The organism is Pseudactinotalea sp. Z1748 (assembly GCF_049725185.1).
Lineage (GTDB): Bacteria > Actinomycetota > Actinomycetes > Actinomycetales > Beutenbergiaceae > CALKWS01.
The window spans coordinates 141,410-166,970 of record NZ_JBMPQB010000006.1; the positions used below are offsets into that span (position 1 = coordinate 141,410).

Genomic DNA, 25,561 nt, shown 5'->3' on the forward strand with positions numbered 1-25,561 from the left:
CCCGGGTTCCTACCACCCCGGTGATGCTCGCCATACCAGGGGCGCTGCGCCGTCGATCATCCGAGAGCCAACTCTACCGCCCCGCTGACGCCGCCCACCTGCCGGGCCACGCGGTCCGGGCAGGTCCTCAGCGGATGCGCCTCACCGTCAGCCACTCAGGTTCGGATATGCCCGTCTCCCTCCACCACCCAGGTGGTGGTGGTCAACTCGGCAAGGCCCATCGGTCCGCGTGCATGCAGTTTCTGGGTGGAGATCCCGATCTCCGCGCCGAGGCCGAGTTGGCCTCCGTCGGTGAACCGGGTGGAGGCGTTGACCATCACGGCGGCGGAGTCCACCTCGGCGGTGAACCGCGCCACACTCCGGGTGTCCGTGGTGCAGATGGCCTCGGTGTGCCCGGAGGAGTAGGTACGGATGTGCTCCAGGGCCGCATCGATGTCATCGACGACGGCCACGGCCAGGTCGGCGCTGAGGTACTCGGTGGCCCAATCCTGCTCGGTAGCCGCGATCACGTCCACATTGCCCGGGGCCAGGGCGCGGGTGCGCTGATCGCCATGGATCCGCACACCCGCGCCGTCCAGTGCGTCCAGCGCCGCCGGCAGGAAGTCCGTCGCGGCTTCGGTGTGCACCAACAGGGTCTCCAGGGCGTTGCACACCCCTAACCGGTGGGTCTTGGAGTTCAGCAACAGGGACAGCGCCTGATCCAGCGGTGCGCCAGCATCGATGTACAGGTGACAGTTGCCCACCCCGGTCTCGATCACCGGCACCGTGGACTCGGTCACCACCGTCTGGATCAGTCCGGCCCCGCCGCGGGGGATCAGTACGTCGATGAGCCCACGGGCCCGCATCAGCGCCTGGGCGCCAGCGCGCCCGTAGGCGTCAATGGACTGCACCAGGTCAGCGGGCAGGCCGGCCTGCTCCAGTGCCTCACCCAGGACCGCCACGATCTCCTGGTTGGACTGCGCGGCGGCCGAACCCCCGCGCAGCACCACCGCGTTCCCGCTCTTGAGTGCCAGGCCGGCGGCATCGACGGTGACGTTCGGGCGTGCCTCGTAGATCATGCCCACCACCCCCATGGGCACCCGCACCTGGCGCACCCGCAACCCGTTGGGCAACGTGGACCCGTGCAACACCTCCCCCACCGGGTCCGGCAGGGCCGCCAGGTCCCGCAACGCCTCGGCGATCCCCTCGACCCGGCCGGCGTCCAGGGTGAGCCGGTCCAGCAGGCCCGGGCTCATCCCGCCGGCCTCCTCCCGGCGCACGTCGACATCGTTGGCGGCCACGATCCGCTCGGTGGCATCCACCAACGCATCGGCCATCCGGTGCAGTGCGGCGTCCTTGGTGGCCCGGGTGGCCCGCGCCAGGGCGCGGGCGGCCACCTTCGCGTCGGTGGCCACCTGCTGGACCTGCGCCGTCACGTCCGCGGCGGGCTGCGCCGTCGTCTGAGTCATGCAGCCAAGCCTACGCCGCCGCCGCGATCCCAGGCTGCGGCCGGTGCGCTGCGACCGTCGATCCGGGCCCGTCCGCCACGGGAACCGGCGAGGGCTGCCACACCGGTTCCCCCTAGGATCGTGCTTATGGACACCGCGTCGTTCTCCTCCCTGATCGCTTCGGCCCAGGAGTACCTGAACCCCAGCGAGGCGGAGGACCGGAAGTCGGGTGATGTCGCAGCCACCCTGGTGACGGCCGCCGGCGCGCGGTACTCAGGGGTGTGCATCGACACCCCGTGCGGAACCGGCTTCTGCGCCGAACACGCCGCTATCGCCGCGATGGTCACGGCCGGAGAGTTCCGTATCGCCCAGATCGTGGCAGTGTGGCGCGACGAGGCCGGCACCCTGCACGTGGTCTCACCGTGCGGACGCTGCCGCGAGTTCATCCGACAGATCGACCCGGCGAACATCGACACCCAGGTGATCCTCGGCCCGGGGCGCTCGGCACCACTACGCGACCTGTTGCCCGAGAACGACTGGCCGGCCGGGACCGCCTGAGAAGGACGGCTCATCGCACCCGCTCCGGGGCACGCCGGGAGCGAGCAGGCGTCGCCGCGGGCGTGACCGGAGCCGTCGCCGGCGTACGCAGCCCGAGTTCGGTCAGCGCCGGCAGCAGGTTCTGGGCCAGAGCCACCACATCGGTGGGTACCGAGGCCGGCACCACGGTGAACCCGTCGGCTCCGCCGGCCCGGACCCACGCGTTCCAGAGCGTGGCGAGGTCCTCGGCGGTCCCGATGGTGCGCAGAGCCGGCAGGCCGGAAGGCAGTTCCAGTGAGGACAGCAGATCCCAGCGTGCCTGTGCGCTGGCCCGATCTGCGGAGATCACCGTGTGCACATCGACCAGCACCTTGACGTCACCGGGTGCCCGGCCCCACTCGATTGCCGCTTCACGGATCGCAGCCCGGGCGGCACGGGCCTCCTCCAGGGTTGCCACCGACAGCCGTGCCACGTCAGCACGGGCCGCAGCCAACTCGGCGTCCACACCGTTGCGCACCGGTACCACCACCAGTGGGCGGACTGGTTCGCGAGCCACATCATCCACGGTGCGCTTGCGGGGGGCGGCCACCGGCGCGTTCAGCACCGCATCCACCGTGCGCGCACCGGTGCCCTGGGCGGTGGCGCCGTGCTCGAGTTGCCAGCCCGCGCGCTGGGCACTGGCCCGGTGCACCGAGGCGATGGCACCAGCGACGTGTTCGGGGCGCGTGATCCCCAGCGGAACTGTGGCCACCAGGGCGGCCCGGGTGGTGTGCCGGGCAAGGCGGGAGGTGGCCAGTGCCCCGTCCAGCCAGGCGTCCCGGCGCCGCTTACCACCGAGCCGGAATGTCTCATCCAGCGAGATCAGGTCTACCCCGCCCCGGTCGGCGAGGGAGGCCAGGCCGGCCAGGCGGCCCATGATGAATTGCTCGGTCTCGGCGTTGCGCTCGCGCTGCCAGTCCCGGGGCGCGCCGGCATTGGACAGATCCAATCCGACCAAGGACGCGGTCTCGTTCACAGATGCAGGTACAGCAGACATGGGGTGCTCACTCTCGGTGCAAGAAGGGCTCAACATTGCTGCCTCAGCGCGGGTCGCACGCCCGGTGTGTCACGCATCGGGCTCAGGTGCGCACCGACCGGCTGAGGGGTGGCGCCGAGGGGCCGTCAGAGGGCCCGAGGCTGCCGGTTGAGGTGTCGGCTCAGGCCGACATGAAGCAGCAACACATCGCACACATCACACAGGAGACGTGGCGTCGCTGGTACGCAAGGGTCCTGTCGGTGTGCATCGCTGTCTTCATCCTTCTGTCTGCACCGCTGGGAGCGGTGATGCGCTTGCCGGGGGCCATGTGGCCCGCGGCCAGGTCATCTCCCGGAGCACCCCGCCGCGCGGGGGGTTGCCGGTCAGCAAGCCGGGACTTGGCACTGACGCTCTGAACCTGGGATCAACCTATGAGTCGGATAGTTGTCGTGTCAACTACCTAAGGGCCGGGCGCCTTCGGTAGCCAGGACGCGGTCCCCGTGCGAGAGGCCGGAGCGCGCCGTCGGCTGATGCGACCGCCTCCCCGGCCTCAGTCGGTGCGGTCCAGCACCACCAGGTCATCCCGGTGCACCACCGCGCGGGCACTATCCGGGCCGAACTGCTCCCGCATCTGCACCGAGGTGCGGCCCAAACGCGCAGGGAGTTCCTCAGCGCTGTAGGAGGCCAAGCCTCGAGCCACCACCCGGCCGGCTGGGTCCAGCACGTCGATCGGGTCGCCGGCGTCGAACTCCCCCGTCACGTCCACCACGCCGGCCGCCAGCAGCGACTTCTTCCCGGCAGTGATCGCCTGCACCGCACCCTCGTCGACGCTGATCGAACCTCCGGTGTGCGCCGCGTGAGCCAACCACAGCCGCCGGGCATTGGTGCGCCGGCGGGCCGGCTCGAACCAGGTGCCCACGTCCTCCCCGGACAACACGGCCCCGGCATTGTGTGCCGCGGTCACCACCACCGGGATCCCGGCGCCGGAGGCGATCGCGGCGGACTCCAACTTCGAGACCATTCCCCCGGTGCCCACCGCCCCGCCTCGGGCGGTGACCTCGATGCCCTCCAGGTCTCGCCGGTCACGCACGCGTGCGATCCGCCGGGCACCGGGCAGCCGGGGCGAGCGATCGTACAGGGCGTCGACGTCGGTGAGCAGCACCAGGGCGTCGGCTTTGGACAGGTGCGAGACCAGAGCGGCCAGCCGGTCATTGTCACCGAATTTGATCTCCTGGGTGGCCACGGCGTCGTTCTCGTTGATCACCGGCACCACTCCCAGCGCCAGCAGTCGTTCGACGTTGCGCTGGACGTTGCGGTGATGTGCCCGGCGCACCACGTCCTCCACGGTGAGCAGCACCTGGCCAACGGTGAGCCCGTGGGCACCGAACGCGCGCGTGTAGTGCGCCATCAAGAGCCCTTGCCCGACGCTGGCCGCGGCCTGGGCGGTTGCCAGGTCCCGGGGCCGGCCGGTGAGCCCGAGGACGCCCAGCGCCGAGGCGATGGCCCCGGAGGAGACCAGCACCACCTGCCCACCCGCGCCCCGGCGACCGGCCAGGACCTCAACCAGCGCGGTGAGCTTGTGTACATCCAGCCGCCCAGCCGCGTCGGTGAGCGAGGAGGAGCCGATCTTGACCACGACTCGTCGGGCGCGACCGGGGTCCCCCAGTTCACGCCGGTCCGTCACGGTCTTGGTCACGGCACCATTGTGGCGCACCCGATCACGATTCGGACGGGACCGTCCATCTACTGGGCGCCCCGGGCCCCGTTCGGTGCGCGCCGATGAGGTGACCTCACTGCTCCCGGTCGGTCCACAACTCCTCGCGAGCGGCAGCCTTGGCGTCCATCCGGCTGTGGAACTCCTCGCGTTTCTCCGCCCGCGTAGGCCGCTGACGCTCCTCCAGACGCACGTCGGAGCCGCGAGCGCCCAGCAGTTCGGGGCCGGTCATCATGGTCGGCTCCCAGTCGAAGACCACGCCCTCGGGGCCGTCACCGATCACGACCTCCGCACCCGGGGTGGCGCCCGCTTCGAACAGTGCCTCCTCCACTCCCAGGCGGGCCAACCGGTCGGCGAGGTAACCCACGGCCTCATCGTTGGCGAAGTCGGTCTGGCGCACCCAACGCTCTGGTTTGGTGCCGGTGATCAGGAAGTACTCGTGGTCACTCCTGCGCCGGGTGACGGCGAACCCGGTTTCGTCCACCGCGCGGGGGCGCAGCACCGTCGGGGTGGGCTCCGGCGACGGGGCGGCCTCGCGGGCCTGTTGCACGATCTCGGCCAGTCTGAAGGACAGCGGCCGAAGGCCCTTGCGCGCCACCGCGGAGACCTCGAAAACCTCCAGGCCACGGGCCTCCAGGTCGGGCCGCACCAGATCGGCCAGGTCCTGGGCCTCGGGCACGTCCACCTTGTTCAGCACCACCAGCCGGGGGCGCTGCGCCAGCGGCACCCGGCCGCCTTCGATTCCGACATCGGCACTGTAGGCATCCAGTTCCGCCTCGATCGCGTCCAGATCGCTGATCGGGTCCCGGTTCGGCTCCAGGGTGGCGCAGTCCAGCACATGGACGATCACGGCACACCGCTCGATGTGTCGCAGGAACTCCAGGCCCAAGCCCCTGCCCTGGGAGGCGCCGGGGATCAGCCCGGGCACGTCGGCCATCGTGAACCGGGCCTGTCCGGCCTGGACCACTCCCAGGTTCGGTACCAGAGTGGTGAACGGGTAGTCGGCGATCTTGGGCCGGGCCGCGCTCATCGCCGCGATCAGGGAGGACTTGCCCGCCGAGGGGAAGCCGACCAGAGCCACATCGGCCACGGTCTTGAGTTCCAGTACCAGGTCCCGCTCCTGCCCGGGTTCCCCGAGCAGGGCGAATCCGGGAGCCTTGCGTTTGCGCGAGGCCAGGGCGGCATTGCCGAGCCCGCCGTTACCCCCGGCCGCGGCGACGTACTCGGTGCCGTGACCGACGAGGTCGGCCAGGATCTCGCCCTTGGCGGTCTTGACCACGGTGCCGTCGGGCACAGCGAGGACCAGGTGCTCGCCCTTCTTGCCGGTGCGGTTGTCCCCCATCCCCTGGGTGCCGTTGCCGGCGCGGCGGTGCGGAGAGTGGTGGTAGTCCAGCAGCGTCGTGACCTGGCTGTCCACCCGCAGGATCACGTCGCCGCCGGGTCCACCGTTGGCGCCATCCGGGCCCCCCAGGGGCTTGAACTTCTCACGGTGCACCGACACGCAGCCGTTGCCGCCGTCACCGCCGCGTACGTGCAACATCACGTGGTCGACGAAACTGGCCATCGCTACCCTCCTGTCGGTGGTGGTGGGTCGGGCGCCGGAACCGGCTGGGAATACGAAAGCGGGGGCGCCCCGACTGCTAGCCGGTGCGCCCCCGCCGATGTCGAATCTCAGGCGTCCACAAGCGTGACGTCGACGACCTTGCGGCCCCGCCGGCTTCCGAACTGAACCTGTCCTGCGGACAGCGCGTAGAGGGTGTCGTCCCTACCGCGAGCCACGTTGATGCCGGGGTGGAACTTGGTGCCGCGCTGCCGCACCAGGATCTCACCGGCCTTGACGTCCTGCCCACCGAACCGCTTGACTCCCAGCCGCTGTGCGTTGGAGTCGCGGCCGTTCCGGGTAGAACTCGCGCCCTTCTTCGTTGCCATGACGTACCTGCTTCCTGGGAGTGTTAGGCGATTCCGGTGACCTTCAGGCGGGTCAACTTCTGGCGATGACCGGCCCGACGGCGATACCGAGTCTTGTTCTTGTACTTACCGATAGTAATCTTCGGGCCCTTCTCGTCCCGGACGATCTCGGCGGAGACTGTCACCTTGGCCAGTGCGTCGGCGTCGGTGGTTACCTTCTCGCCGTCCACCACCAGCACGGGGGTGAGTTCCACGGAGTCGCCCGCGTCACCGGAGAGCCGGTCCACGACCACGATGTCACCCACGGACACCTTCTCCTGCCGGCCACCGGCCTTGACGATCGCGTACACCACGTTTGCTCATTCCTTCTCGCGGACAACATCTGAGGTCCTTCGAGGCTGGATATCTGCAGCCGGCCCCGGCACGAAGCGGGCGGGCACACGAGGATCACAGCGCATGCGAAGGGTTGCGGCGCACGAGGCACCGACGCCCAAGGTTACGCGAACGGGGCAGTGCGAGCAAACCCCACGCCCTGTGATGTGGGCCTCTGAATCTGAGGTTCGCCGCTTCGGGCTACGGCGGCACCAGGGGACGCAACCGTGCCCCGCAATGGGCCGATCTGCCCATGGGTGTGGGCCGGTTCGGCACTGCCGGGCGCTAATCTTGGCGGGCGATGCCTGACTCGACGATGGATCCGCTGCGCCCTCCGGTGCTGCCGGCTCACTACCCGCGCACGACGACGCAACTGCTGTTGGCACTTCCCGGTGTCCCCTTCGTGCACGCCCGGGAGCGGGTGGCCAGGGCCTGGCAGGCCCTGTCCGAACTGATCGAGTTCCTCCCGGCCGAGCAGGGCAGACTCCGCGAGGAGTTCACCAATCTGAGGCGGCAGTTCGAGCAGTTCGAGATCCACGCCCGGAACTGGCGCATCGACGGGGACCAGTTGCGTACCGTGCGCCGCCACCCGCCGCCCCCCTGGGGTGAGGAACGGGTGCGGGGCGGAGCGCCGGTAGCATCGCAGCCGGCGCCGCGCCATCACCAGGACGAGCCGGTGTTCGGTTTCGCCGCCACCCTGGTGACGGTGCGCGATCACCTGGCGGTCACCGCTGGGGCGCTGACCGGCACCACAGCCGGAGCGAAGGGCACCCTGCACGCGCTGTACCTGGCCGGCCGCGTCGTGTACGGCGCCGACGCCGCTTTCCATCTTGCCGCGATGTTCACCGCGGCCGTGTGGGACTTCGAGCGCCCGGGGATGCCACCGCTGCCCTCGGCCGCGGGCCGGATCGAGTTGCGCTCCTCGCCGCGGGCGATCCCGCAGACCCGCTGGGCCCGCTACGCCCGGTTGATGTTCCTGCAGAACCGGGTGGAACTGACCACTGACGCCGGTCACGAGGTGATCGGTGGGTCCGAACCGATCGCCTTCCTCATGCACGTGGCGCCACCGACGCCGGGCACCGCCGAGTTCCTGGCCGATCCGGCCCAGAGGTATCTGCCGGTCGACCGGTTCGAGGACCTGGGGATGATCCACTTCTGTAGCGCGGACGGCTACTCCCTTGGTGCGGTGGCGGTGGCGGATTGGCTGGCCCAGCCCGACGTGGTGGTCGGCCAACCCGAGTGGACGTCCCTGACCCCGGTTGAGTTGTCGGTGCACTCCCAGGTGGTCTGGGCACTGGAAGCCGGCGGGTTCGTGGCCGGTGCTGCGGTGCTCGGGGCGCCGATGCGTCGGGGCGTGGCCCATCCCCCGCTCCACCCCAGTATCGCCACACGCTCGCGCCGCTCACGCGCTGCTGCCAACGCTGCCGACGCCCCAGGGTCCGGTCCCACCGGGCCGGACCCGCACCCAGGGGTGCACCTGCTGCGTCCTGCCCCGCACCTGCAGCCCTACCTGGGGCAGGCTGCGAGCCGGAAGCAGGCCGCCCGGCGCCGCACGCGGAACCGGCTCGAGGTCGGGCCGGCCTCGCCGTTGCAGCCGTGGCTGCAGTATCTGGCCGCACCGGCGATCGTGATCGCCGGCCTGGGCTTGGCGTTCTCCGACTCGGCCGGTCGGGTGGTGACCGTCAGCATGCTGGTCGCCCTGCTGGCGGTGATCGAACCGTGGGCGTGGTGGGCCGGCCAGTGGCTGTTGGACCGCGACTGGCGACGAATGGTCGCGGTGTACAGGCCGGGTGGCTCCCCCGAAGCGACCAGGCAGTTCGCCCAGCGGGCAGAGTTGTGCTTCGACGGCGCGAACATCGGAGTGCGCGGAGCCGGTGGGCATGAGGCATGGCTCGCCGCCGGTTCCGATCAGGACCTGGGCGTGGTCACGTTGGTGCGCCTCACACACGAAGGTCACACATGGGCCTTCGCCTTCGCCGATCGCCTGGAGCGGTGGCGCCTGGTGCTCCCCGCACCCGAGTGGGCCCCCGGCGGGGACGTGGAAGGGCTGGCAGCGTTCGCACGGCGCGCCGGGCTGGACCTGGGCGATGAGCACACACCCCCGCGCCGGCTGGGCGAACCCACGTTCAGCGGTAGGGGTGCCGACTCCGTGCGCCGGTCCAGGGGCCCCTACACCCGGGCGATGCTGTGGCCGATGTGGTGGGCGCTGGGGGTCTTCCTGGTCACCATCGCTGCTTCCGGATCCACGCACCAGGTGTTCCTGCTGACCGTGGCGCTACTGGCCGGCGGCCCGGTGGTGGTCCGTCGCGTGGTGCGTACCTGGTTACAGGGCCGATCCCGTGGGAGCGCGCCGGGGCGCATGAAGACGACGAACCGCTCGAGGGGCCGGTAACCCAGCCAGTCCGGACCCGATGGCGTGGATCGGTCCCGGGCGATGATCGTCATCGGCCGGGACTGCCCGGGTTCACACAGCCAGGCTGGTTCAGGTGCTCGGCGTCGGGTGAGCAGCCTCAGGCTCTGCGGCCGGTACCTCCGGTACCTGCACTCCGTCCGACTCACTACCGCCTGCGGCCTGCTCACCCTTGTCCGCCTCGTCAGCGTAGCCGCCGGGCTCGGCCGCGCCGAGTTCGGCGGTCGCTGCGGGCTGGTCAGCCTCAGTGGGCCGGTCAGCCTCGGCGGGCTGGTCAGCCTCAGTGGGCTGGTCAGCCTCGTCCGGTTGACCCGGCTCACCCGCTTGGCCGGACCCATCCGCCTGGCCCGCACCGTCAGACCCGCCCGACTCATCCGCTACGTCGGACTTCTCAGACTTCTCGAACCTGTCATCGTCGGACTCGTCGGACTTGTCGGACTTGTCGTCGCCGGACTCCGCGGACGCGCCGGCCTCATCGGTTTTCTCGGCCTCCTTGGCGTCCTGCTCGGCGTGAGCGGTCGCTGCTGCAGCGGCGATATTGGCCAGCGCAGCGCGCACCTGGGCACGCTGCTGCTCGTCCGGAGCGGAATCCCCGCGGCCGCTCTTGCCCTTTCCGCCCCGCCGGGAACGCTCGTCGGGGTCCACGGGGTCAGCGTGTATCTGGTACCCGCGACCGTTGCAGTGCTCACAACTGTCGCTGAACGCCTCCAGTAGCCCCTGCCCGATCCGTTTGCGCGTCATCTGCACCAGGCCGAGCGACGTTACCTCGGCCACCTGGTGTCGGGTGCGATCCCGACCCAGGCACTCCACCAGCCGGCGCAGCACCAGGTCCCGGTTGGCCTCGAGCACCATGTCGATGAAGTCGATCACGATGATCCCGCCGATATCGCGCAGCCGCAGTTGGCGCACGATCTCCTCGGCCGCCTCGAGGTTGTTGCGGGTGACCGTTTCCTCCAGGGTCCCGCCAGTACCGGTGAACTTGCCGGTGTTGACGTCCACCACGGTCATCGCCTCGGTGTCATCGATCACGAGGGAACCGCCCGAAGGCAACCAGACCTTGCGATCCAGGGCCTTGGCGATCTGCTCATCGATCCGTAACTCGGCGAACAAGTCCTTGTTGTCGGTCCAGTGGTAGACCCGCTTGCTCAGGTCCGGAGCCACCGCCTGGACATACTCCGAGATCGTCTTCCAGGCCTCATCACCAGAGATGGTCAGGGAGTTGAAGTCCTCGTTGAAGACATCGCGCACCACCCGCAGCGACAACTCGGGTTCACCCTTGAGCAAGGTCGGGGCGGTAAGCGACTTGCGGGCGACCTTCTTCTCGATGTCGGCCCACTGCTTGCCCAGCCGTTCCACGTCCCGGCGCAACTCTTCTTCGCTGGCCCCCTCGGCCGCGGTGCGCACGATCACGCCCTGATCGTCCGGGACGATCTCCTTGAGCAACTTCTTCAACCGGTTCCGCTCGGTGTCAGGAAGTTTCCGGGAGATCCCGGTCATCGCGCCGGAGGGCACCAGCACCAGGTACCGGCCGGCCAGGGTGATCTGCGAGGTCAGCCGGGCGCCCTTGTGACCGACCGGGTCCTTGGTGACCTGCACCAGCACGCTGTCACCGGAGGAGAGCGCCTGCTCGATCCGGCGAGGCTGCCCTTCCAGACCTGCGGCGTCCCAGTTCACCTCACCGGCATAGAGCACGGCGTTACGGCCCTTGCCGATGTCGATGAACGCGGCCTCCATCGAGGGCAGCACGTTCTGCACGCGGCCCAGATAGACGTTGCCGACCAGGGAGACCTGCGTCTTGCGAGCGACGTAGTGCTCCACGAGCACCTCGTCCTCGAGCACCGCGACCTGGGTGCGCCCATCACGCTCGCGCACCACCATGTCGCGCTTGACCGACTCCCGGCGGGCCAGGAACTCGGCCTCGGTGATGATCGACCGGCGGCGCTGGGAATCCCTGCCGTCGCGTCGACGCTGTCGCTTGGCCTCCAACCGGGTGGAGCCCTTCAGCGCGGTCACCTCATCGCGGCCGGAGTCATCCGAACCCGATCCGCGTGAGCCGCGGCTGCGCCGGCGACGCCGGCGCGAGGACGACGAACCGGACTGCTCGCCTCCACCTCCGCCGCCGTTGCCGCCGTTGCCATTCCCCTTATCGGCGTCCCCGTCGGTGTCGTCATCGGCCTGGTCGGATCCGCTGTCCGACTTCGCGGACGCGGCCTCTGACTTGCCCTGACCCTTCGATCGGCGGCCCGAATCCTTCGGGCCGCCGTCGGAGGCGGCGGAATCGGCCGTCTCATCCTCTTCGGAGTTATCGGACTGGCTGTCGGAACCACCGGACTGGCCCCGCCGGCGGCCACGGCCACCGCGACGCCGGCGCCGGCGCTTGGAGCCACCACCCTGCTGGTCCGAATCGTCCCCGGACCCGTCCTGGTCCTCATCCGAGCCGTCCTGGCTGCCGGAATCCTCACCGGTGCCAGCAGCCGGCCCGTCCTGCTCGGTCCCCTTGGTGCCACCACCGGACTCAGTGCTGCCGGTGTCGGTGCGGCCACCGCCACGACGGCCACGCCCGCGTCCCCCACCCCGGGAGCCCCGCTGGGCCTTCTCGCCATCCTGGTCGTCCTGGTCATCACCCTCGCTGCCATCGGCCGGTGCCGAGTCCGGCTCATCGCTGATCACCGGCGGTCCGGCAGGTGCGGCGGCTCGACGGCTGCGGCGTGCACGGGAGGGATCAGGCGCCTGGAACAGTAAGGCGGTCGCCGGCAGACGGGGCGAGTCCTCGTCGTCACTCGACCCGGCGGCCTCCGCCTCCGAGCCGGTCTGGTCGGCACCATCGGGTTGCTCGGGTTGGTCCGATCGCTCGGGCTGGTCTGCCTGCTTGGCCTGGGCCGGTTGCTCCGGCCCCGGGTCGCTGGTCGGCCCGGCGCCGGAATTGCGGCGGCTCCTGCGCGAGCGGCTGGGCCGGTCATCCCGCTCGGGCAGGGTCACATCGACCGTGGTCGCGCTGGTCGTGGTCTCGGCCGGAGCCGCGTCCGGGTCCACACCCAGCGCAGCAAAGACATCGAACGCACCGTCCCGGCGGTCGGTGTTCCCCTCGTTCTCGCCGTCGGTCGTCTCGGCCGCGGGGGCCTCCTCGCCGGCCTCCTCGCCGTCGGTATCCTCGGCACTCTCGCCCCCGGGGTCCCCGGCTTCGGCAGTGTCCGGCGCGGTCACCTCGACCGCGGCGGCCTCGTCGGCCTCGGGTGTTGCGCCGTCCTCCGCAGCGCCGGCAGCGCCGGCAGCACCGGCTGCCTGCTCCCGCTCGGCCGCCTCACGCTCCGCTGGTGTCATCACCGGCCTGGTTGCCCGCCGCGGCCTGCGCCGGCCCGATGCGGCGGGCGTGGATTCTTCTTCGTTGGTTGTCTCGTTACTGGTGGGCTGATCGCTCACGAGGTACGCTCCGGCCCGGCGCCGCCACCCATATCTGGCGTTCCGGGCTGCTCGGTGGTGCCGGCCGGAGCCGGTACCGGGTAGGAAAAAGTCTGTCGGTTCGAGAAGTTTCGCGATCTCTCGCGGGGAACTCTCGCGGCGCCATCTTCCGTGCCATGTGGGCCGGTGCCGGGTGGTCGGTCCGGGTCCCTGCGCCTGGCCGGTCCGGCGGCGCATGAAGACTCGAACCCCAACTACCTATGCCGATGTCGTCGGGTCCTGCGGCTGGTATGGGTTCCACCCGCAGCACCACGGCGAGTATCGCACACAACCTCTCGATGGTGGGCCATACCGGTCACTGCGCCCGTACCATCACACGTGCGGCACCGGCTTCGCGCCGCGTCGGTCGCGGCCGGTAGCCGGCGTTTCCCGAGGACGCCACATGCCGGCGCGGCGTACGTTGTGAGCCATGGAACCGATCCTGCGGGCAGTCCTGTCGCTGACCTCCCACCTCGAACTCGATCAGGTGCTGCAGGAACTGGTCGACGCCGCCGCACAGATCACCGGAGCCCGCTACGCCGCCATCGGCGTCCTGGACTCGGCCGGGGTGAACGAGACGTTCATCTACACCGGGATGCCTCGGTCCTTCACCGACACCCATGACCCACCCCGGGGCCACGGCGTCCTCGGCGCCATCCCCGCCGATGGTGCGCTGATCCTGGACGACCTCACCACCCATGAGGCATTCGGGGGCTTCCCGGCAGGCCATCCGCCGATGCACTCCTTCCTGGGCCTGCCCCTGCTGATCGGCGCCCAGGTGTACGGGCGCATCTACCTGTCGGAAAAGCCCGGCGGTTTCAGCCAGGAGGACGCCGATCAGGTCGAGGTGCTGGCCGCCGGCGCGGCGATCGCGGTGCAGAACGCCCGGCTCTACTCCGACATCCGGACCCGGGAACGGTGGGTGGCGGCCGGGCAGGAGATCACCACCGCGATGCTGCAGGGCATCGATGTGGAGGAGGCACTGGAGATGATCGCGCAGCGGGCCCGCACGATCGCCAGGGCTGATACCGCCGTGCTGGTGCTACCGGGTCTGTCCAAGGACTGGGTTATCGAGATCGTCGACGGCGACCTCCACGGTGACCTGCTCGGGGCGACCATGCCCGCGAACGGTCGCGCGGTCCAGGTGATCGAGAGCGGCACCGGGATGATCGTGGACTCCTTCGCCCGGGCCGAGGTGGTGCGCCTGGCGCAGTTCAGCCGGTACGGGCCCTCGCTGTACGCCCCGCTGACCGGTGGCCAGGCGGTGATGGGGGTGATCGTGCTGCTGCGCCGCAAGAGCGCGCCGGAGTTCACCGACACCGATCTGGCCATCGCCGAGTCCTTCGCCCGGCAGGCTGCCCTGACGTTGGAACTGGCCGAGGCGCGCGACGCCCAGGACCGTGCGTCGGTGCTGGACGAGCGCGCCCGGATCTCCCGTGATCTGCACGATCTGGCCATCCAGCAGTTGTTCGCATCCGGGCTGCAACTGACCCAGGCGCGGGAGCAGATCCCCGCCGATGAGCCGCGGCTGCTCGGAGTCCTCGATGAGGCGCTGACGGGGGTGGATGAATCGGTGCGCCAGATCCGCTCGATCGTGCACGCGTTGCGCTCACCGGACGAGCGGGCCGGGCTGGTGGACCGGTTGGAGCGGGAGGTCTCCCTGGCCCGTACCGGGCTGGGCTTCGCCCCCTCCCTGATCCTGGAGCGCGAGCCGAAGGATGCACCGCTGGCTTCGGATGAGGTGGATGCGCGCATCGAGGACGATCTGGCCGATGATGTGGTCGCGGTGGTCCGGGAGGGGCTGGCCAATGCGGCCCGGCACGCACGCGCCTCCTCACTGCACGTGCGGCTGCGGTTGAGCACGGAGGAGTTGCAGGTGCAGATCCAGGACGACGGCGTGGGGCTGAGGGCCACCTCGGTGCGCTCCTCGGGCTTGGCGAACCTCGGGCAGCGCGCCCGCCAGCACGGTGGGACCTTCACCTGGGACAACAGCGGCGAGGGCGGGCTGTGCCTGAGTTGGACGGTACCGCTGCATCGAGCGCAGTCTGGTCCGTGAACTCCGTCCGGTCCGGGCGGTTCACCCGCTCTGGTTCGTGACGCGCTCGTCCGGGTAGGCGCTGACGCGGCCGTCGGAGATGGTGTCGATCACGACGTCCTGGGTCGGCAGCAGACCAGGCTCAGGCAGCCGGTCGGCGGCAACGGCGAGCACCATGCGGTACGGGTTGTAGTCATCGGTGCACGCATCCTGCGGAACGTACTCGCCCCGTTCGATCGCGACCGCCGCACCGTCACTTTCGATTCCTGCCAGCCAGCTCGGACAACTGCTGGACTGGCCCGAGTGCCACACCACCAGCACCTGAGCGGAGAAGTCGACATCGTCCAACGAGCCGTAGCGCCCCGGCTCCCCCTCCGCGCTGTCGCCCTCCCCGAGATCCTCCGGCACGTTCTCCCGCCACGCCTGCTCGGCGGTGTCGCGGTCGTAGACAACCTCCACGAGCCCGAAGGGCACGTCGGGGTGAAACGGCTCGACGCGCCACCCTTCGACCTTCGCCAATGGCTGCACGCCGGGTGCGTACCCGGGCACTGCACCGGAACAGCCGGCCAGCACCCCCATCGCGGCCAGCACGACCACTGCCCGAAGCATCGCCCGCGCCATGACCGTTCCCTCCAGTTCGGCTCGTGCCGGGTCTATGTCGCACCGACCCGCGGTGTTGCGCAGCCGTGGATCGGCGTCGCACCGACCTCGGTCGCTCGGCCAGCAGCCCGCGGGTCAGCCACGCCCACCCAGCCGGCGCATGAACAGCGCCGTGCCCAGCGCGATGTGCTCGATCTCCCCGGGGTGCACGCTCTCGTCGGGGGCGTGCATCCGTGATTCCGGTTCGGACAGGCCGAGCATGACGATCGCGGCCTGCGGATGCACCTCGGCCAGCGCTGCGGTCAACGGGATGGCTCCGCCCTGACCGTTCGTCACGGTGGCCCGGCCGTAGGACTGGGCCAGCGCGTTGCTGAGTTCGGCGAAGGCAGGGGTGTCGGTGCGCGCGGCGAAGGGCCGACCGCGCCCGGTCACCTCCACCGCCACCTCGACACCCCACGGGGCGTGCGACCGAAGGTGCTCCACCAGGGCGGTCTCGGCCTCGGCCAGATCGACCGAGGGCGGGATGCGCAGGTTCACCCGGGCCGCGGCTCGGGGCTGGATCGCCGCCACCGCACCCTCCACCGCCGGGGCGTCGATGCCCAGCACGGTCGCGGCCGGCCGCGCCCAGATCTGGTCCGCCACGGTCCCCGAACCGATCACCTGGGCCCCCTGCACCAATCCGGCGTCGCGGGCGAACTGCCCGGTGTCATACCCCATCCCGTCCCAGGTGCCGGTGGCCGGCAGCCCATCGATCACGGTGTCTCCGTCGGCGTTGCGCAGGCTGGCCAGGATGGCGATCAACGCCGCCAGGGCGTCGGGGGCCGCTCCACCGAAGGCACCCGAGTGCAGGGAGGTGCTCAGGGACTGCACCCGCACCGTCGCATCGACCACACCACGCAGCGCCACGGTGAGGGTCGGCAGGCCCACCGCAGCATTCCCGGTGTCCTGGATCAGGATGACGTCGGCAGCGAAACTGTCGGGATCGGCCAGGACGAGTTGTTCCAGCCCGCCGGTACCCTGCTCCTCCGACCCCTCCACCACAACGGTCAGGGAGACCGGATAGTCGCCGTCGGCCCGCAACGCCCGCAGGGCGGTCAGGTGGGTGATCACCGATCCCTTGCAGTCCGCGGCCCCCCGACCGTAGTAGCGCCCCTCCCGCTCGGTCAGCGTCCAGGGATCGCCAGTCCACTCGGCGGGAGTGGCGGGCTGGACGTCGTAGTGGGCGTACAGGAGCACCCGGGGCGCTCCCGGCGGGCCCTGGTAGTGCCCGATCACCGCATCGCTGCCGTCAGGGGTGGGCACCAGGTCCGCGGTCAGACCCTCGTCGATGAGGGCTCGGCGCACCCAGTGCGCTGCCGCGGTGCACTGAGCCGGGTCCTCCACCTCGGCGTCGGCGACGGAGCGGAAGGCGACCAGGTCACCCAGGTCCGCCAGCGCTCGGGGCATCAGGCCCGCAACGCGCTCGCGCAGTGCGGCCTCGGCCGGAGAGTCTGGTGGGATGGAACCTGGGGCGTCGGTGTGCTCGGAGGAGGTCATGGCCCCATCCTTGCAGCCCCGGGCCTGTGGTGGCCCGGGAGGGGCGAGGGTCTCCTCAGGGGTGCCGGCCGGGTTGAGCCGCGTTCTCCTGGGCGCCCCGCCACCCGGATGAGCGTTGCCCGGCCACCCATGCGGCCACCTGCGTCCGGCGCTGCAGGCCCATCTTCGCCAGCACCGCGGTGACGTGGTTCTTCACGGTCTTCTCCGCCACCCCGAGGACCTCGGCGATCTGCCGGTTGGCCAGGCCCTCACCGATGAGCTCGACGATCCGCAGTTCGGAGGCGGTCAGATCCGCGGTCGGGTCCTCGATATGGGCCTTGCGGCGCGTCACGGTGCGCTCATCGAGCAGGGTTCGACCGGCCGCGACCGAGCGGATCACGTCGGCGATCTCGGCCCCGCGGACGGTCTTGAGCACGAACGCCTTGGCACCGGCCGCCAGCGAGGCGGCCACGGCATCGTCGTCGTCGAAGGACGTCAGCACGATGCACCCGGCCTCGGGCACATGCCGGCCGACGGCGTTGATGATCTCGATCCCGGTACCATCGGGCAGTTGCAGGTCCACCAGCAGCACATCCGGACGCACCAGCACGAGCCGGCGCGTCGCCTCGGCCACCGAACTGGCCTCGGCCACCACCTCCAGGCCCTCGGCTCGCTGGACCACCTCGAGCAGGCCACGACGGACCACCTCGTGATCGTCGATGATCATGACGCGGATGTCCTCAGTCATGCGGATGCCCTGCTCATGCCGGTCACTCTACTGGGGCGCTGCCGGCGCCCGCTGCCGGTTGGAACGGTTCCGCGGTGGAGGCCCGCACCTGCAGTTCCACCACTTCCACCGACTGGACCGGACTGGACCGGTACCGGCGGGCCGGGGCGTGCGCGGCCAGCAGGAGGTCCACGGCCCGGGCTCCCATCCGCTTCGCCGGTACTGCCACGGTGGTCAGCGCCGGAGCCAGCAGGGCGGCCACCTGCACGTCGTCGAACCCGACCACCGAGATCTGCTCCGGCACGGCCACGCGGCGAGCGGCGAAGCGGCCCAGCATGCCGATGGCGAGTTGGTCGTTGAAGGCCAGCACCGCGCTGACCCCGGTGGCGATCGCCTCATCCGCCGCGGTGACACCCCCGGCCTGCCCGGGCCGGAAGGCCCCCAGGTCCACGATCTGCACACCTTGGGAATCGGCTCGGTAGGCGGCGCGGCGCTGAGCATCGGACCAGGAGGTACCGGGCCCGCCGGCATAACCGATCCGGCGGTGGCCGAGGTTGCGCAGGTGACGGATCGATTGGGCGATCCCGCTGGCGTTGTCCGGCACCACACTGGCGATGCCGTCCCGGAGCACGTGGCCGTCCCCGGCGCCCGCCGCCCCGGCGCCGGGCCGGGCCGGAACCTGCCGGTTGATCAGCACCAGGTCCGCCCGGGTGGACAACTCGAGCAGGTCCTCATCGGGCACCCGGGGCGAGGCGAGGATCAGCCGATCGATTCCGGCCGCCAACTGTTCCAGGACGGCTCGCTCGGTCTCGACGTCCTCATCGGTGTCGGCCACCACCGCGGTGAAGCCCGCTGCCCGCACACGCTGCTGCACACCCTTGGTCACCGAGGAGTAGAAGGAGTTCTCCAGGTCCGGTAGCACCAGACCGACCGAGTAGCCCCGGCCGGTGACCAGTTGCCGGGCGGCACGGTTGGGCACGTAGCCCAACTCCCGGGCGGCCCGGGCCACCCGGGCCCGGGTGGTCGCAGCCACACCCGGCGATCCCGCGAGCGCCCGCGAGACGGTGGCGGTGGAGACCCCGCTGGTGCGGGCCACGTCATGGATGGTCGTACTCATGCTCCACCTTCCCGCCGCCCGCGCGGCAGACCTACGCCCCGCTCACTTCGCTGCGGGCGACCGCCGCGACGTCGGGACGGATCGAACCACGACGCAGCGGATCCTTGAGCCTGCAAACGTTTCCTCCCACTCTTGTAGGCCTTATCCTGTCCGTGCTAGCGTTCCCAGTCAAGGCTTGCTGCAAACGTTTACGACCAGGAGATGCCGATGTCCGCTGAACTTCTCGAGCAACTGGGCACCGCGCGGCTGGTGCCCGTGGTGGTGCTCGACGACGCCCGCTCCGCCGATCCCCTGGCCCAGGCCCTGGTCGCCGGTGGCCTCCCGGTGGCGGAGGTGACCTTCCGCACCAGCGCCGCGGCCGAGGCGATCAAGGCCTTCGCCGCCCGCGGTGACGTGCTTGTCGGGGCGGGCACCGTCCTCACCCCCGAACAGGTCGACGCCGCTGTGGACGCCGGGGCGCAGTACATCGTCTCCCCCGGCTTCCACGCTCCCGTGGTGGCCCGGGCCCAGGAGCGCGGCGTGCTGCCGCTGCCCGGCGCCGTGACCGCCTCCGAGGTCCAGGCCGCACTCGCGGCCGGCCTGGAGGTGGTGAAGTTCTTCCCGGCCGAGACCTCCGGGGGCGCCAAGGCGATCAAGGCCCTGTCCGCGCCGTTCGCCGGCCTGCGGTTCGTGCCCACGGGCGGGATCGGCCCGACCAACCTCGCCGAGTACCTGGACCTGCCGAGCGTGCTTGCCGTGGGCGGGTCCTGGATGGTGCCGCGGGACAAGGTCGCCGCAGGCGCCTTCGACGAGATCACCGGCCTGACCGCCGAGGCCGTGCGCCTGGCCGCGCGCTGACCCGGCGCCGGCTGACCCCTGCGCCGGACGGCCACGCGCCGCGCGGCACCACCGTCCGGACTATCCCGCCACGGCCACCCCATGGCCGCGCCACCACCACCCAACCCTGCGGCCTGACCACTGGCCGATCCGAACCGACATCCCCGATCCCGAAGGAGCAGCCACGATGGCTCTGAACATCCGCCCCGCTGAGGAAACCCGCTACGACGTGCTGTCCCTGGGCGAGGTGATGCTGCGGCTGGACCCCGGCGATGGACGCATCCGCACCACGCGGCAGTTCCGGGTCTGGGAAGGTGGTGGCGAGTACAACGTGGCCCGGGGCCTGCGCCGCGCCTTCGGCCTGCGTGCCGCCGTGGTGACGGCCTTGGTGGACAACGAGGTGGGCCGCCTGGTGGAGGACTTCATCCTCACCGGTGGGGTGGACCCCTCCTTCATCAAGTGGACCCCCTTCGACGGCCTGGGCCGCGAGGCCCGCAACGGGCTGAACTTCACCGAGCGCGGTTTCGGCGTGCGCGGGGCGGTCGGTGTCTCAGACCGCGGCCACACCGCCGCCAGCCGGCTGGCACCCGGCGATGTGGACTGGGACCACATCTTCGGCGACCTGGGCGTGCGATGGTTGCACACCGGCGGGATCTTCGCCGCACTGAGCGAGACCACCGCCGAGGTCGTGGTCGAGGCCGTCACCGCGGCGAAGAAGCACGGCACGATCGTCTCCTACGACCTGAACTACCGCCCGAGCCTGTGGAAGTCGATCGGTGGGGTGGACAAGGCACGGGAGGTCAACTCCCGGATCGCCCCGCACATCGACGTGATGATCGGCAACGAGGAGGACTTCACCGCCTCCCTCGGGTTCGAGGTGGAGGGGGTCGATGAGAACCTCGCCGACCTGGACATCTCCAACTTCAAGGCCATGATCGCCACCGCCTCGAGGACGTTCCCGAACTTCCAGGTGATCGGCAACACGCTGCGCACCGTGAACACCGCCTCGGACAACGACTGGGGCGCAATCGCCTGGTCCGCGGACGAGGGCTTCGCCGAGGCCACGCACCGCAAGAACATGGAGATCCTGGACCGTGTGGGCGGTGGGGACTCCTTCGCCTCGGGCTTGATCTACGGCCTGATCACAGGTGAGCCGCTCGCCACCGCGGTGGAGTACGGCGCCGCCCATGGTCTGCTGGCGATGACCACCCCGGGCGACACGTCGATGGTCACCAAGGAGCAGGTGGTCAAGCTCGCCGGTGGGGGCAGCGCCCGCGTGGACCGCTGATCGCCGGCCTGCCGCACCCGGTCGGGCTCCGTCGTCGTCGGGCCTGCCGAAGGGCCCGACGACGACGGGGCGCACCTGAGGCATCTGCGCCCGCCGGTCGGCGCGGCGCCGCACCGACCCACGGCGCACGCAGCGGTTAAGGTTGCGCCGTGTCCCTCCTTCGTAGCGTCTACACCGTGATCCGCGGTGGCCTGATCGGCACCGCGGAAGTGATGCCCGGGGTCAGCGGCGGCACGATCGCCCTGGTGACCGGGGTGTACGAGACGATCATCACCTCCGCCGGCCACTTCCTCAGCGGCGTCAAGGCCCTGATCACCGACCGGGCCCGCGCGCGGATGGAGTTCGGGCGGGTGAACTGGAAGGTGATCCTGACGCTGCTGGCCGGGATGGTACCGGCTGTGTTGCTGGGCGCGCGGTTCCTGGCTCCCCTGGTCGAGGACCACCCGATCCCGATGCTGGCGCTGTTCATGGGCATGACGGCCACCGCGATCATCGTGCCGATCACCATGAAGGGCACCGGCTGGTCCGCCGGCCAGGTGCTCCTGGGCGTCGCGGTGGCCGTGGGTGTGTTCTTCCTGGTGGGCCTGCCGCCGGGGAATCTGGATCCGGTGGCCCCCCTGATCTTCGTGGCCGCTGCAGTGGCGGTGTGCGCGCTGGTACTGCCCGGTACCTCAGGGGCATTCATCCTGCTCACCCTGGGCCTGTACGAGCCGACCCTGGAGGCGCTGAACTCCCGGGACCTGACCTACCTGGGCATTTTCGTGGCCGGCTTGATCACCGGTCTCGCCTTGTTCGTCAAGGGCCTGCAATGGTTACTGGCGCACCGGCGCGAGGTCACGCTCGTGGTGCTCACCGGCGTGGTGGCCGGGGCGCTGCGGGCGCTGTGGCCCTGGCAGGGCGACGGGCGCGAACTGCTCGCGCCCGGTGAGCAGGTGGGCCTGGCGGTCACTGTCTTCCTGCTCGGTTCGGCGCTGGTGCTGGGCCTGTTCCTGCTCGGGCGCAAAGTCGACCGTGAGCACACGGCGCTGTCCCGGGTTCACCCGGACGAGGAGGACGTGGGATCGGACCCGCACACCTGACCCCGGCACACGGTCAGTGGACTCGGTGCAGCCCGGGGGGCGTCGGTAGCCGCGGCGAAAGCCTCCCAGCCCGGCTCAGAGCCGGCGCGGGCGGCGCTGGCACCGGGGGCAGAAGTAGGACGACCGGTTCATGAACGCCTCCCGCACGATGATGGCCCCGCATCGCGGGCACGGCTGCCCCGCCCTTCCGTACACCGCGAGGGCCCGGTCGAAGTAACCGGCCGTCCCGTCGACGTTGACGTACAGCGCATCGAAACTCGTGCCGCCTGCCACCAGCGCCTCGCGCATCACCTCGGTAGCGGCGTCGAGCAGTTCATCGACGACGGCTGGGCGCAGCCGGTCGGTGCGGCGCTGATAGTGCAGCCGGGCCCGCCACAATGCCTCGTCGGCGTAGATATTGCCGATACCGGAGGTCAGTTCCTGATCCAGCAGGGCCCGTTTGAGGTCCCGTCGGCCCAACCGCAGGCGACGGTTCAAGCCCGCCCGCCCGGGCGTGCCCGGGGCCAGCAGCGGATCGAGCAGGTCCCGCCCGATGTGTACCACCGGCCGTGGCAGCACCGACCCGGCCGCAGCGGTCTGCCGGCCGTGGGGCACGCCCGGGCCCGGGGTGATCGGGACGGCTGCGGACGGGGCGGACTGCCCGGGGCCCGGATCCGGACCGGCGAAACCTCCCGGGCCCCCGTCGCGGGTGGGGATCAGATCATCCACGGTGAGGTAACCGAAGGTGCGCTGGTCCACGAACCAGACCTCGCCGTCGTCGTGCATCGATATCCGGATCCGCAGGTGCGGGTGCTCCCCGCCGGGCGCCGCGCGCACCAGCAGTTGCCCGCTCATACCCAGGTGGGCCAGCAGCGCGTAATCCTCCCCGGCCCCGTCCGGGCCGCTGAGCAACAACCAGCAGAACTTGCCGCGGCGCACCACCGCGGTGATGGTCCGCCCGATCAGCATCGACTCGAACTGGGTCGCTCCCCCGGCCTGGCGGCGCACGGCACGGTCCCGGTAGACGGTCACCGCGGTGATGGTGCGGCCCCGCACGTGCGCCGCCAGTCCCGCCCGAACGGTTTCCACCTCGGGAAGTTCAGGCACCGCGTGGTACCTCCGGGTGGGCCCCTTTGAGCGCGGCGTGAGCCCTCTCGGCGGCGTCCTGTTCGGCGACCTTCTTGGACCGGCCGTGACCACGGCCCCACTCGGTCCCGTCCAGTAGCAACATCGCGGTGAAACTGCGGGCGTGGTCCGGGCCGGTGCCCTCGACCTCGTACCGGGGCGTGCCCAGGCCCAACCGGGCCGAGAGTTCCTGCACGGAGGTCTTCCAGTCCAGGCCCGCGCCCAGACCGGCAGCCTGCTCCAGGGACTCGCCCACCACCCGGTGCACCACCTCCCGGGTGATCTCCAAACCGTGGGTGAGGTAGACCGCGCCGAAGACCGCCTCGATGGTGTCGGCAAGGATGGAGTCCTTGTCCCGCCCACCGGTAGCCAGTTCGCCCTTGCCGAGCAGCAGGTACTCCCCCAGGTTCAACGCGCGGGCGCTGCGGGCCAAGGCCCGCTGGGACACGGTTGCCGCACGCATCTTCGCCAAGCCGCCCTCGGGGACGGTTTCGTGGCTGCGGTAGAGATACTCGGTCACGATCACCCCGAGCACGGCGTCGCCGAGGAACTCCAGGCGCTCATTGGTGGGGATGCCGCCGGCCTCATGGGCGAAGGAGCGGTGCGTGAGCGACAGGACCAATAACTCCGGTGAGATCTGCACGCCGAGGGCGTCCAGCAGCACCGCAGCATCGCCGGGATCAGTCACGAGGGGCATCCCCGCCGTCGGGCTCGTGGGCATCCTCGGAACTACCGCCACCGGGACTGCGGTCCGCGGCACCTTCGTCATCCGCATCACTGTCGAGCTCGCCCTCCTGCTGCGGACCGGCCAGGGCAGCCAGGGCTGCCCACCGCGGATCGATCTTCTCGTGGGCGTGGCCGGGCTCGGCGTCCTCCATCCGGATCCCGCACTCGGGACAAAGTCCCGGGCAACCGGGATCACACAGCGGCCGCAGTGGCAAGGAGGTGACCAGGGCATCGATGACCGTTCCCTCCAGGTCCACCGTGTCGGCGTGCACCTGCGGCACCGCCTCCTCGTCCGCGTCGTCCTCGGTCTTGACGTGCCGGGCGCCCATGTAGGCGAACAACTCGGTGATGTCCACTGCCAGGTCCGCGGTCACCGGACGCAAGCAGCGCACGCACTCCCCGCGGGCCTCGGCCCGGGCGAATCCGGTCACCAGCACGCCGTCCATCACCGACTCCAACCGCAGATCGAGTGCGATCGGGCTTTGGGCCGGAACCGAGATCACCTGGTTTCCCAGGTCGGTCTCGCTGCTGGCGGTCGCCTCCACCTCGATCATCGCCCCGGGTGAGCGGCGCAGTTCGTAGGTACTGACCACGAATGGGGAATCGGTCACTCTCGTCCTTCCTTGCCACCCGGCCCGGCACGGTGGGTGCCCGCGCCGCTGTCACCCGGTCCGCGGGTGCGAGCGCGCTCCTCCAGGCGCGCCCTTCCGGCGCTGACCTGGGCGGCTACGGCATTCAGGTCGATCTCGAACTGGGCCAGTTGGCGGTCACAGTAATCATCGGCGTCCCGGGCGAGTCTCTCCGCGGTCGCCTCGGCCTCGGCCACGATCCGTGCTGCCTTCGCCTCGGCCTCGGCCACCACGTGTTGCTCGGAGATCAACTCCTCGGCCCGGGTATGGGCACGTTCCAGGATGTCCTCGGCCTGGCTGCGTGCCTCGGCGAGCACAGCGTCGGCGTCGGCGACCACCCGGTCGGCCCGGGAGATCTGGCCGGGAAGTACCTCCTTGGCAGCCTCGATCAGTTCGGTCACCTGGGCGCGGTTGATGATCGCCGAGGCGGACATCGGCATGGACCGGGCGCTGGTGACGAGTTCATCCAGCTCGTCCAGGATCGCCACGAGGGACGAACCTGCATCGGATTCGCGTGTCATCGCCTGCCTTCCTTCGGTGGGCGGGTGCCCAGTGCCTGATAGACCGCGTCAGCGGCCGTGGCCGGAACCAGATCGGTGATGTCACCCCCGTAGCGGGCCACATCCTTGACCAATGAGGAGGAGATGTGGCTCAGGGAGGCATCCGGGATGACGAACACGGTCTCCACCCCCGCCAGGTGCCGGTTCATCGCGGCCATCGGGTGCTCGTCGTCGAAGTCGGCCCCGCCCCGAAGGCCCTTGACGATCACGTCCGCACCGTGTTCGCGGCACAGGTCCACCAGCAACCCGTCCATCCGCTCCACCCGTACACCCGCCAGATCGGCGACCGCGCCGGCGAACAGGTCCACGCGCTGCTCGGGATCCAGGAGAGCGGACTTACCTGCGTTGATGCCCACGGCCACGATCACCTCATCGAACAGGCTCCGGGCCCGGTGCACCACATCCAGGTGCCCGAGGGTCACCGGGTCGAACGAACCGGGGCAGACGGCGATACGAGAACTCACATCAATAACGTACATTCGAAAGCACCTCCCCCGCCCGATCCGGTACCGGTGCGCCGATCGCGGAGCCCGAGGTGGGGCTG

The 25,561-nt window shown here is 70.3% G+C and carries 22 protein-coding genes and 1 riboswitch; of the genes, 6 read left to right on the plus strand and 16 right to left on the minus strand.

Going from position 1 to position 25,561, the window contains the following annotated elements; all coding sequences use genetic code 11:
* Nucleotides 1-155: 155 nt before the first annotated feature.
* On the minus strand, nt 156-1,448 hold the full coding sequence (locus tag ACO0LU_RS14045) for a glutamate-5-semialdehyde dehydrogenase (RefSeq protein ID WP_424791970.1): 1,293 nt from the start codon (nt 1,446-1,448) through the stop codon (nt 156-158).
* 126 nt (nt 1,449-1,574) lie between these two features.
* Between ACO0LU_RS14045 and ACO0LU_RS14050 the strand changes: the two genes are divergently transcribed.
* A complete protein-coding gene (locus tag ACO0LU_RS14050; RefSeq protein WP_424788805.1) occupies nt 1,575-1,985 on the plus strand; it encodes a cytidine deaminase family protein in 411 nt (136 codons plus the stop codon).
* Between the two features lie 10 nt (nt 1,986-1,995).
* Here ACO0LU_RS14050 and ACO0LU_RS14055 read toward each other — a convergent pair whose 3' ends face one another.
* The 5 genes from ACO0LU_RS14055 to rplU all read right to left on the minus strand — a co-directional run bounded on the left by ACO0LU_RS14055 (nt 1,996) and on the right by rplU (nt 6,954).
* Complete coding sequence (locus ACO0LU_RS14055) at nt 1,996-3,000, minus strand: hypothetical protein (RefSeq protein WP_424791971.1); 1,005 nt, start codon at nt 2,998-3,000, stop codon at nt 1,996-1,998.
* A gap of 284 nt (nt 3,001-3,284) precedes the next feature.
* A riboswitch (SAM riboswitch) is annotated at nt 3,285-3,398 on the minus strand.
* 131 nt (nt 3,399-3,529) lie between these two features.
* Nucleotides 3,530-4,675 carry a glutamate 5-kinase gene (proB, locus tag ACO0LU_RS14060; RefSeq protein ID WP_424791972.1) on the minus strand — a complete coding sequence of 382 codons (1,146 nt, stop codon included), beginning with the start codon at nt 4,673-4,675 and terminating at the stop codon, nt 3,530-3,532.
* Nucleotides 4,676-4,769: 94 nt separating this feature from the next.
* Nucleotides 4,770-6,257 (minus strand): GTPase ObgE, encoded by a 1,488-nt coding sequence (obgE, locus tag ACO0LU_RS14065; protein ID WP_424791973.1) that lies wholly within the window; start codon nt 6,255-6,257, stop codon nt 4,770-4,772.
* A gap of 107 nt (nt 6,258-6,364) precedes the next feature.
* Nucleotides 6,365-6,622 (minus strand): 50S ribosomal protein L27, encoded by a 258-nt coding sequence (rpmA, locus tag ACO0LU_RS14070; RefSeq protein WP_424788809.1) that lies wholly within the window; start codon nt 6,620-6,622, stop codon nt 6,365-6,367.
* Nucleotides 6,623-6,645: 23 nt separating this feature from the next.
* Entirely contained in the window at nt 6,646-6,954 is a 309-nt protein-coding gene (rplU, locus tag ACO0LU_RS14075) for a 50S ribosomal protein L21 (protein ID WP_424791974.1), read from the minus strand.
* Between the two features lie 320 nt (nt 6,955-7,274).
* Here rplU and ACO0LU_RS14080 point away from each other — a divergent pair, with 320 nt between their 5' ends.
* A complete protein-coding gene (locus ACO0LU_RS14080; RefSeq protein ID WP_424791975.1) occupies nt 7,275-9,365 on the plus strand; it encodes a hypothetical protein in 2,091 nt (696 codons plus the stop codon).
* Nucleotides 9,366-9,455: 90 nt separating this feature from the next.
* Here the strand turns inward: ACO0LU_RS14080 and ACO0LU_RS14085 are convergent, their stop codons facing one another.
* On the minus strand, nt 9,456-12,704 hold the full coding sequence (locus ACO0LU_RS14085; RefSeq protein WP_424791976.1) for an Rne/Rng family ribonuclease: 3,249 nt from the start codon (nt 12,702-12,704) through the stop codon (nt 9,456-9,458).
* Between the two features lie 547 nt (nt 12,705-13,251).
* Here ACO0LU_RS14085 and ACO0LU_RS14090 point away from each other — a divergent pair.
* The gene (locus ACO0LU_RS14090) at nt 13,252-14,877 is read left to right on the plus strand and encodes a GAF domain-containing protein (protein WP_424791977.1); all 1,626 of its coding nucleotides are present in this window, start codon (nt 13,252-13,254) and stop codon (nt 14,875-14,877) included.
* Between the two features lie 21 nt (nt 14,878-14,898).
* Here ACO0LU_RS14090 and ACO0LU_RS14095 read toward each other — a convergent pair whose 3' ends face one another.
* The 4 genes from ACO0LU_RS14095 to ACO0LU_RS14110 all read right to left on the minus strand — a co-directional run bounded on the left by ACO0LU_RS14095 (nt 14,899) and on the right by ACO0LU_RS14110 (nt 18,815).
* Nucleotides 14,899-15,477: a hypothetical protein gene (locus ACO0LU_RS14095; protein ID WP_424791978.1), complete on the minus strand. Its 579-nt coding sequence runs from the start codon at nt 15,475-15,477 to the stop codon at nt 14,899-14,901.
* A gap of 114 nt (nt 15,478-15,591) precedes the next feature.
* Nucleotides 15,592-16,992 (minus strand): M20/M25/M40 family metallo-hydrolase, encoded by a 1,401-nt coding sequence (locus ACO0LU_RS14100; RefSeq protein ID WP_424791979.1) that lies wholly within the window; start codon nt 16,990-16,992, stop codon nt 15,592-15,594.
* A 55-nt stretch (nt 16,993-17,047) separates the two neighbouring features.
* On the minus strand, nt 17,048-17,698 hold the full coding sequence (locus ACO0LU_RS14105; protein WP_424792119.1) for a response regulator: 651 nt from the start codon (nt 17,696-17,698) through the stop codon (nt 17,048-17,050).
* A gap of 43 nt (nt 17,699-17,741) precedes the next feature.
* Nucleotides 17,742-18,815, minus strand: a complete 1,074-nt coding sequence (locus ACO0LU_RS14110; RefSeq protein WP_424791980.1) for a LacI family DNA-binding transcriptional regulator — start codon at nt 18,813-18,815, stop codon at nt 17,742-17,744.
* Nucleotides 18,816-19,022: 207 nt separating this feature from the next.
* On the opposite strand from ACO0LU_RS14110, the gene eda reads away from it, so the two are divergent.
* The 3 genes from eda (at nt 19,023) to ACO0LU_RS14125 (ending at nt 21,998) form a co-directional block, all read left to right on the plus strand.
* A complete protein-coding gene (gene eda, locus ACO0LU_RS14115; protein WP_424791981.1) occupies nt 19,023-19,652 on the plus strand; it encodes a bifunctional 4-hydroxy-2-oxoglutarate aldolase/2-dehydro-3-deoxy-phosphogluconate aldolase in 630 nt (209 codons plus the stop codon).
* 166 nt (nt 19,653-19,818) lie between these two features.
* Nucleotides 19,819-20,919 carry a sugar kinase gene (locus ACO0LU_RS14120; protein WP_424791982.1) on the plus strand — a complete coding sequence of 367 codons (1,101 nt, stop codon included), beginning with the start codon at nt 19,819-19,821 and terminating at the stop codon, nt 20,917-20,919.
* Nucleotides 20,920-21,068: 149 nt separating this feature from the next.
* Nucleotides 21,069-21,998, plus strand: coding sequence for a DUF368 domain-containing protein (locus ACO0LU_RS14125; RefSeq protein ID WP_424791983.1), 930 nt, complete (start codon nt 21,069-21,071; stop codon nt 21,996-21,998).
* Between the two features lie 75 nt (nt 21,999-22,073).
* Here ACO0LU_RS14125 and ACO0LU_RS14130 read toward each other — a convergent pair whose 3' ends face one another.
* From ACO0LU_RS14130 to coaD, 5 genes are read right to left on the minus strand one after another with little or no spacing between them, the layout of a single operon-like run.
* A complete protein-coding gene (locus ACO0LU_RS14130; RefSeq protein ID WP_424791984.1) occupies nt 22,074-23,084 on the minus strand; it encodes a DNA-formamidopyrimidine glycosylase family protein in 1,011 nt (336 codons plus the stop codon).
* Nucleotides 23,077-23,799, minus strand: coding sequence for a ribonuclease III (gene rnc / locus ACO0LU_RS14135; RefSeq protein WP_424791985.1), 723 nt, complete (start codon nt 23,797-23,799; stop codon nt 23,077-23,079). The genes ACO0LU_RS14130 and rnc overlap by 8 nt, the downstream gene beginning before the upstream one ends.
* Nucleotides 23,783-24,439, minus strand: coding sequence for a YceD family protein (locus ACO0LU_RS14140; RefSeq protein WP_424791986.1), 657 nt, complete (start codon nt 24,437-24,439; stop codon nt 23,783-23,785). Before ACO0LU_RS14140 ends, rnc begins: the two co-directional genes overlap by 17 nt.
* A complete protein-coding gene (locus ACO0LU_RS14145) occupies nt 24,436-24,978 on the minus strand; it encodes a hypothetical protein (protein WP_424791987.1) in 543 nt (180 codons plus the stop codon). Before ACO0LU_RS14145 ends, ACO0LU_RS14140 begins: the two co-directional genes overlap by 4 nt.
* Nucleotides 24,975-25,496, minus strand: coding sequence for a pantetheine-phosphate adenylyltransferase (gene coaD, locus ACO0LU_RS14150; protein ID WP_424791988.1), 522 nt, complete (start codon nt 25,494-25,496; stop codon nt 24,975-24,977). The genes ACO0LU_RS14145 and coaD overlap by 4 nt, the downstream gene beginning before the upstream one ends.
* Between the last annotated feature and the right edge of the window lie 65 nt (nt 25,497-25,561).

What these genes read in the sequence shown, in the direction of transcription:
- ACO0LU_RS14045 (WP_424791970.1), bottom strand. Translation starts at nt 1,448, where the DNA reads ATGACTCAGACGACGGCGCAGCCCGCCGCGGACGTGACGGCGCAGGTC.
- ACO0LU_RS14050 (WP_424788805.1), top strand. Translation starts at nt 1,575, where the DNA reads ATGGACACCGCGTCGTTCTCCTCCCTGATCGCTTCGGCCCAGGAGTAC.
- ACO0LU_RS14055 (WP_424791971.1), bottom strand. Translation starts at nt 3,000, where the DNA reads ATGTCTGCTGTACCTGCATCTGTGAACGAGACCGCGTCCTTGGTCGGA.
- obgE (WP_424791973.1), bottom strand. Translation starts at nt 6,257, where the DNA reads ATGGCCAGTTTCGTCGACCACGTGATGTTGCACGTACGCGGCGGTGAC.
- rpmA (WP_424788809.1), bottom strand. Translation starts at nt 6,622, where the DNA reads ATGGCAACGAAGAAGGGCGCGAGTTCTACCCGGAACGGCCGCGACTCC.
- ACO0LU_RS14080 (WP_424791975.1), top strand. Translation starts at nt 7,275, where the DNA reads ATGCCTGACTCGACGATGGATCCGCTGCGCCCTCCGGTGCTGCCGGCT.
- ACO0LU_RS14085 (WP_424791976.1), bottom strand. Translation starts at nt 12,704, where the DNA reads ATGACACCAGCGGAGCGTGAGGCGGCCGAGCGGGAGCAGGCAGCCGGT.
- ACO0LU_RS14090 (WP_424791977.1), top strand. Translation starts at nt 13,252, where the DNA reads ATGGAACCGATCCTGCGGGCAGTCCTGTCGCTGACCTCCCACCTCGAA.
- ACO0LU_RS14095 (WP_424791978.1), bottom strand. Translation starts at nt 15,477, where the DNA reads ATGGCGCGGGCGATGCTTCGGGCAGTGGTCGTGCTGGCCGCGATGGGG.
- ACO0LU_RS14100 (WP_424791979.1), bottom strand. Translation starts at nt 16,992, where the DNA reads ATGACCTCCTCCGAGCACACCGACGCCCCAGGTTCCATCCCACCAGAC.
- ACO0LU_RS14105 (WP_424792119.1), bottom strand. Translation starts at nt 17,698, where the DNA reads ATGATCATCGACGATCACGAGGTGGTCCGTCGTGGCCTGCTCGAGGTG.
- ACO0LU_RS14110 (WP_424791980.1), bottom strand. Translation starts at nt 18,815, where the DNA reads ATGAGTACGACCATCCATGACGTGGCCCGCACCAGCGGGGTCTCCACC.
- eda (WP_424791981.1), top strand. Translation starts at nt 19,023, where the DNA reads ATGTCCGCTGAACTTCTCGAGCAACTGGGCACCGCGCGGCTGGTGCCC.
- ACO0LU_RS14120 (WP_424791982.1), top strand. Translation starts at nt 19,819, where the DNA reads ATGGCTCTGAACATCCGCCCCGCTGAGGAAACCCGCTACGACGTGCTG.
- rnc (WP_424791985.1), bottom strand. Translation starts at nt 23,799, where the DNA reads ATGCCCCTCGTGACTGATCCCGGCGATGCTGCGGTGCTGCTGGACGCC.
- ACO0LU_RS14145 (WP_424791987.1), bottom strand. Translation starts at nt 24,978, where the DNA reads ATGACACGCGAATCCGATGCAGGTTCGTCCCTCGTGGCGATCCTGGAC.
- coaD (WP_424791988.1), bottom strand. Translation starts at nt 25,496, where the DNA reads ATGTACGTTATTGATGTGAGTTCTCGTATCGCCGTCTGCCCCGGTTCG.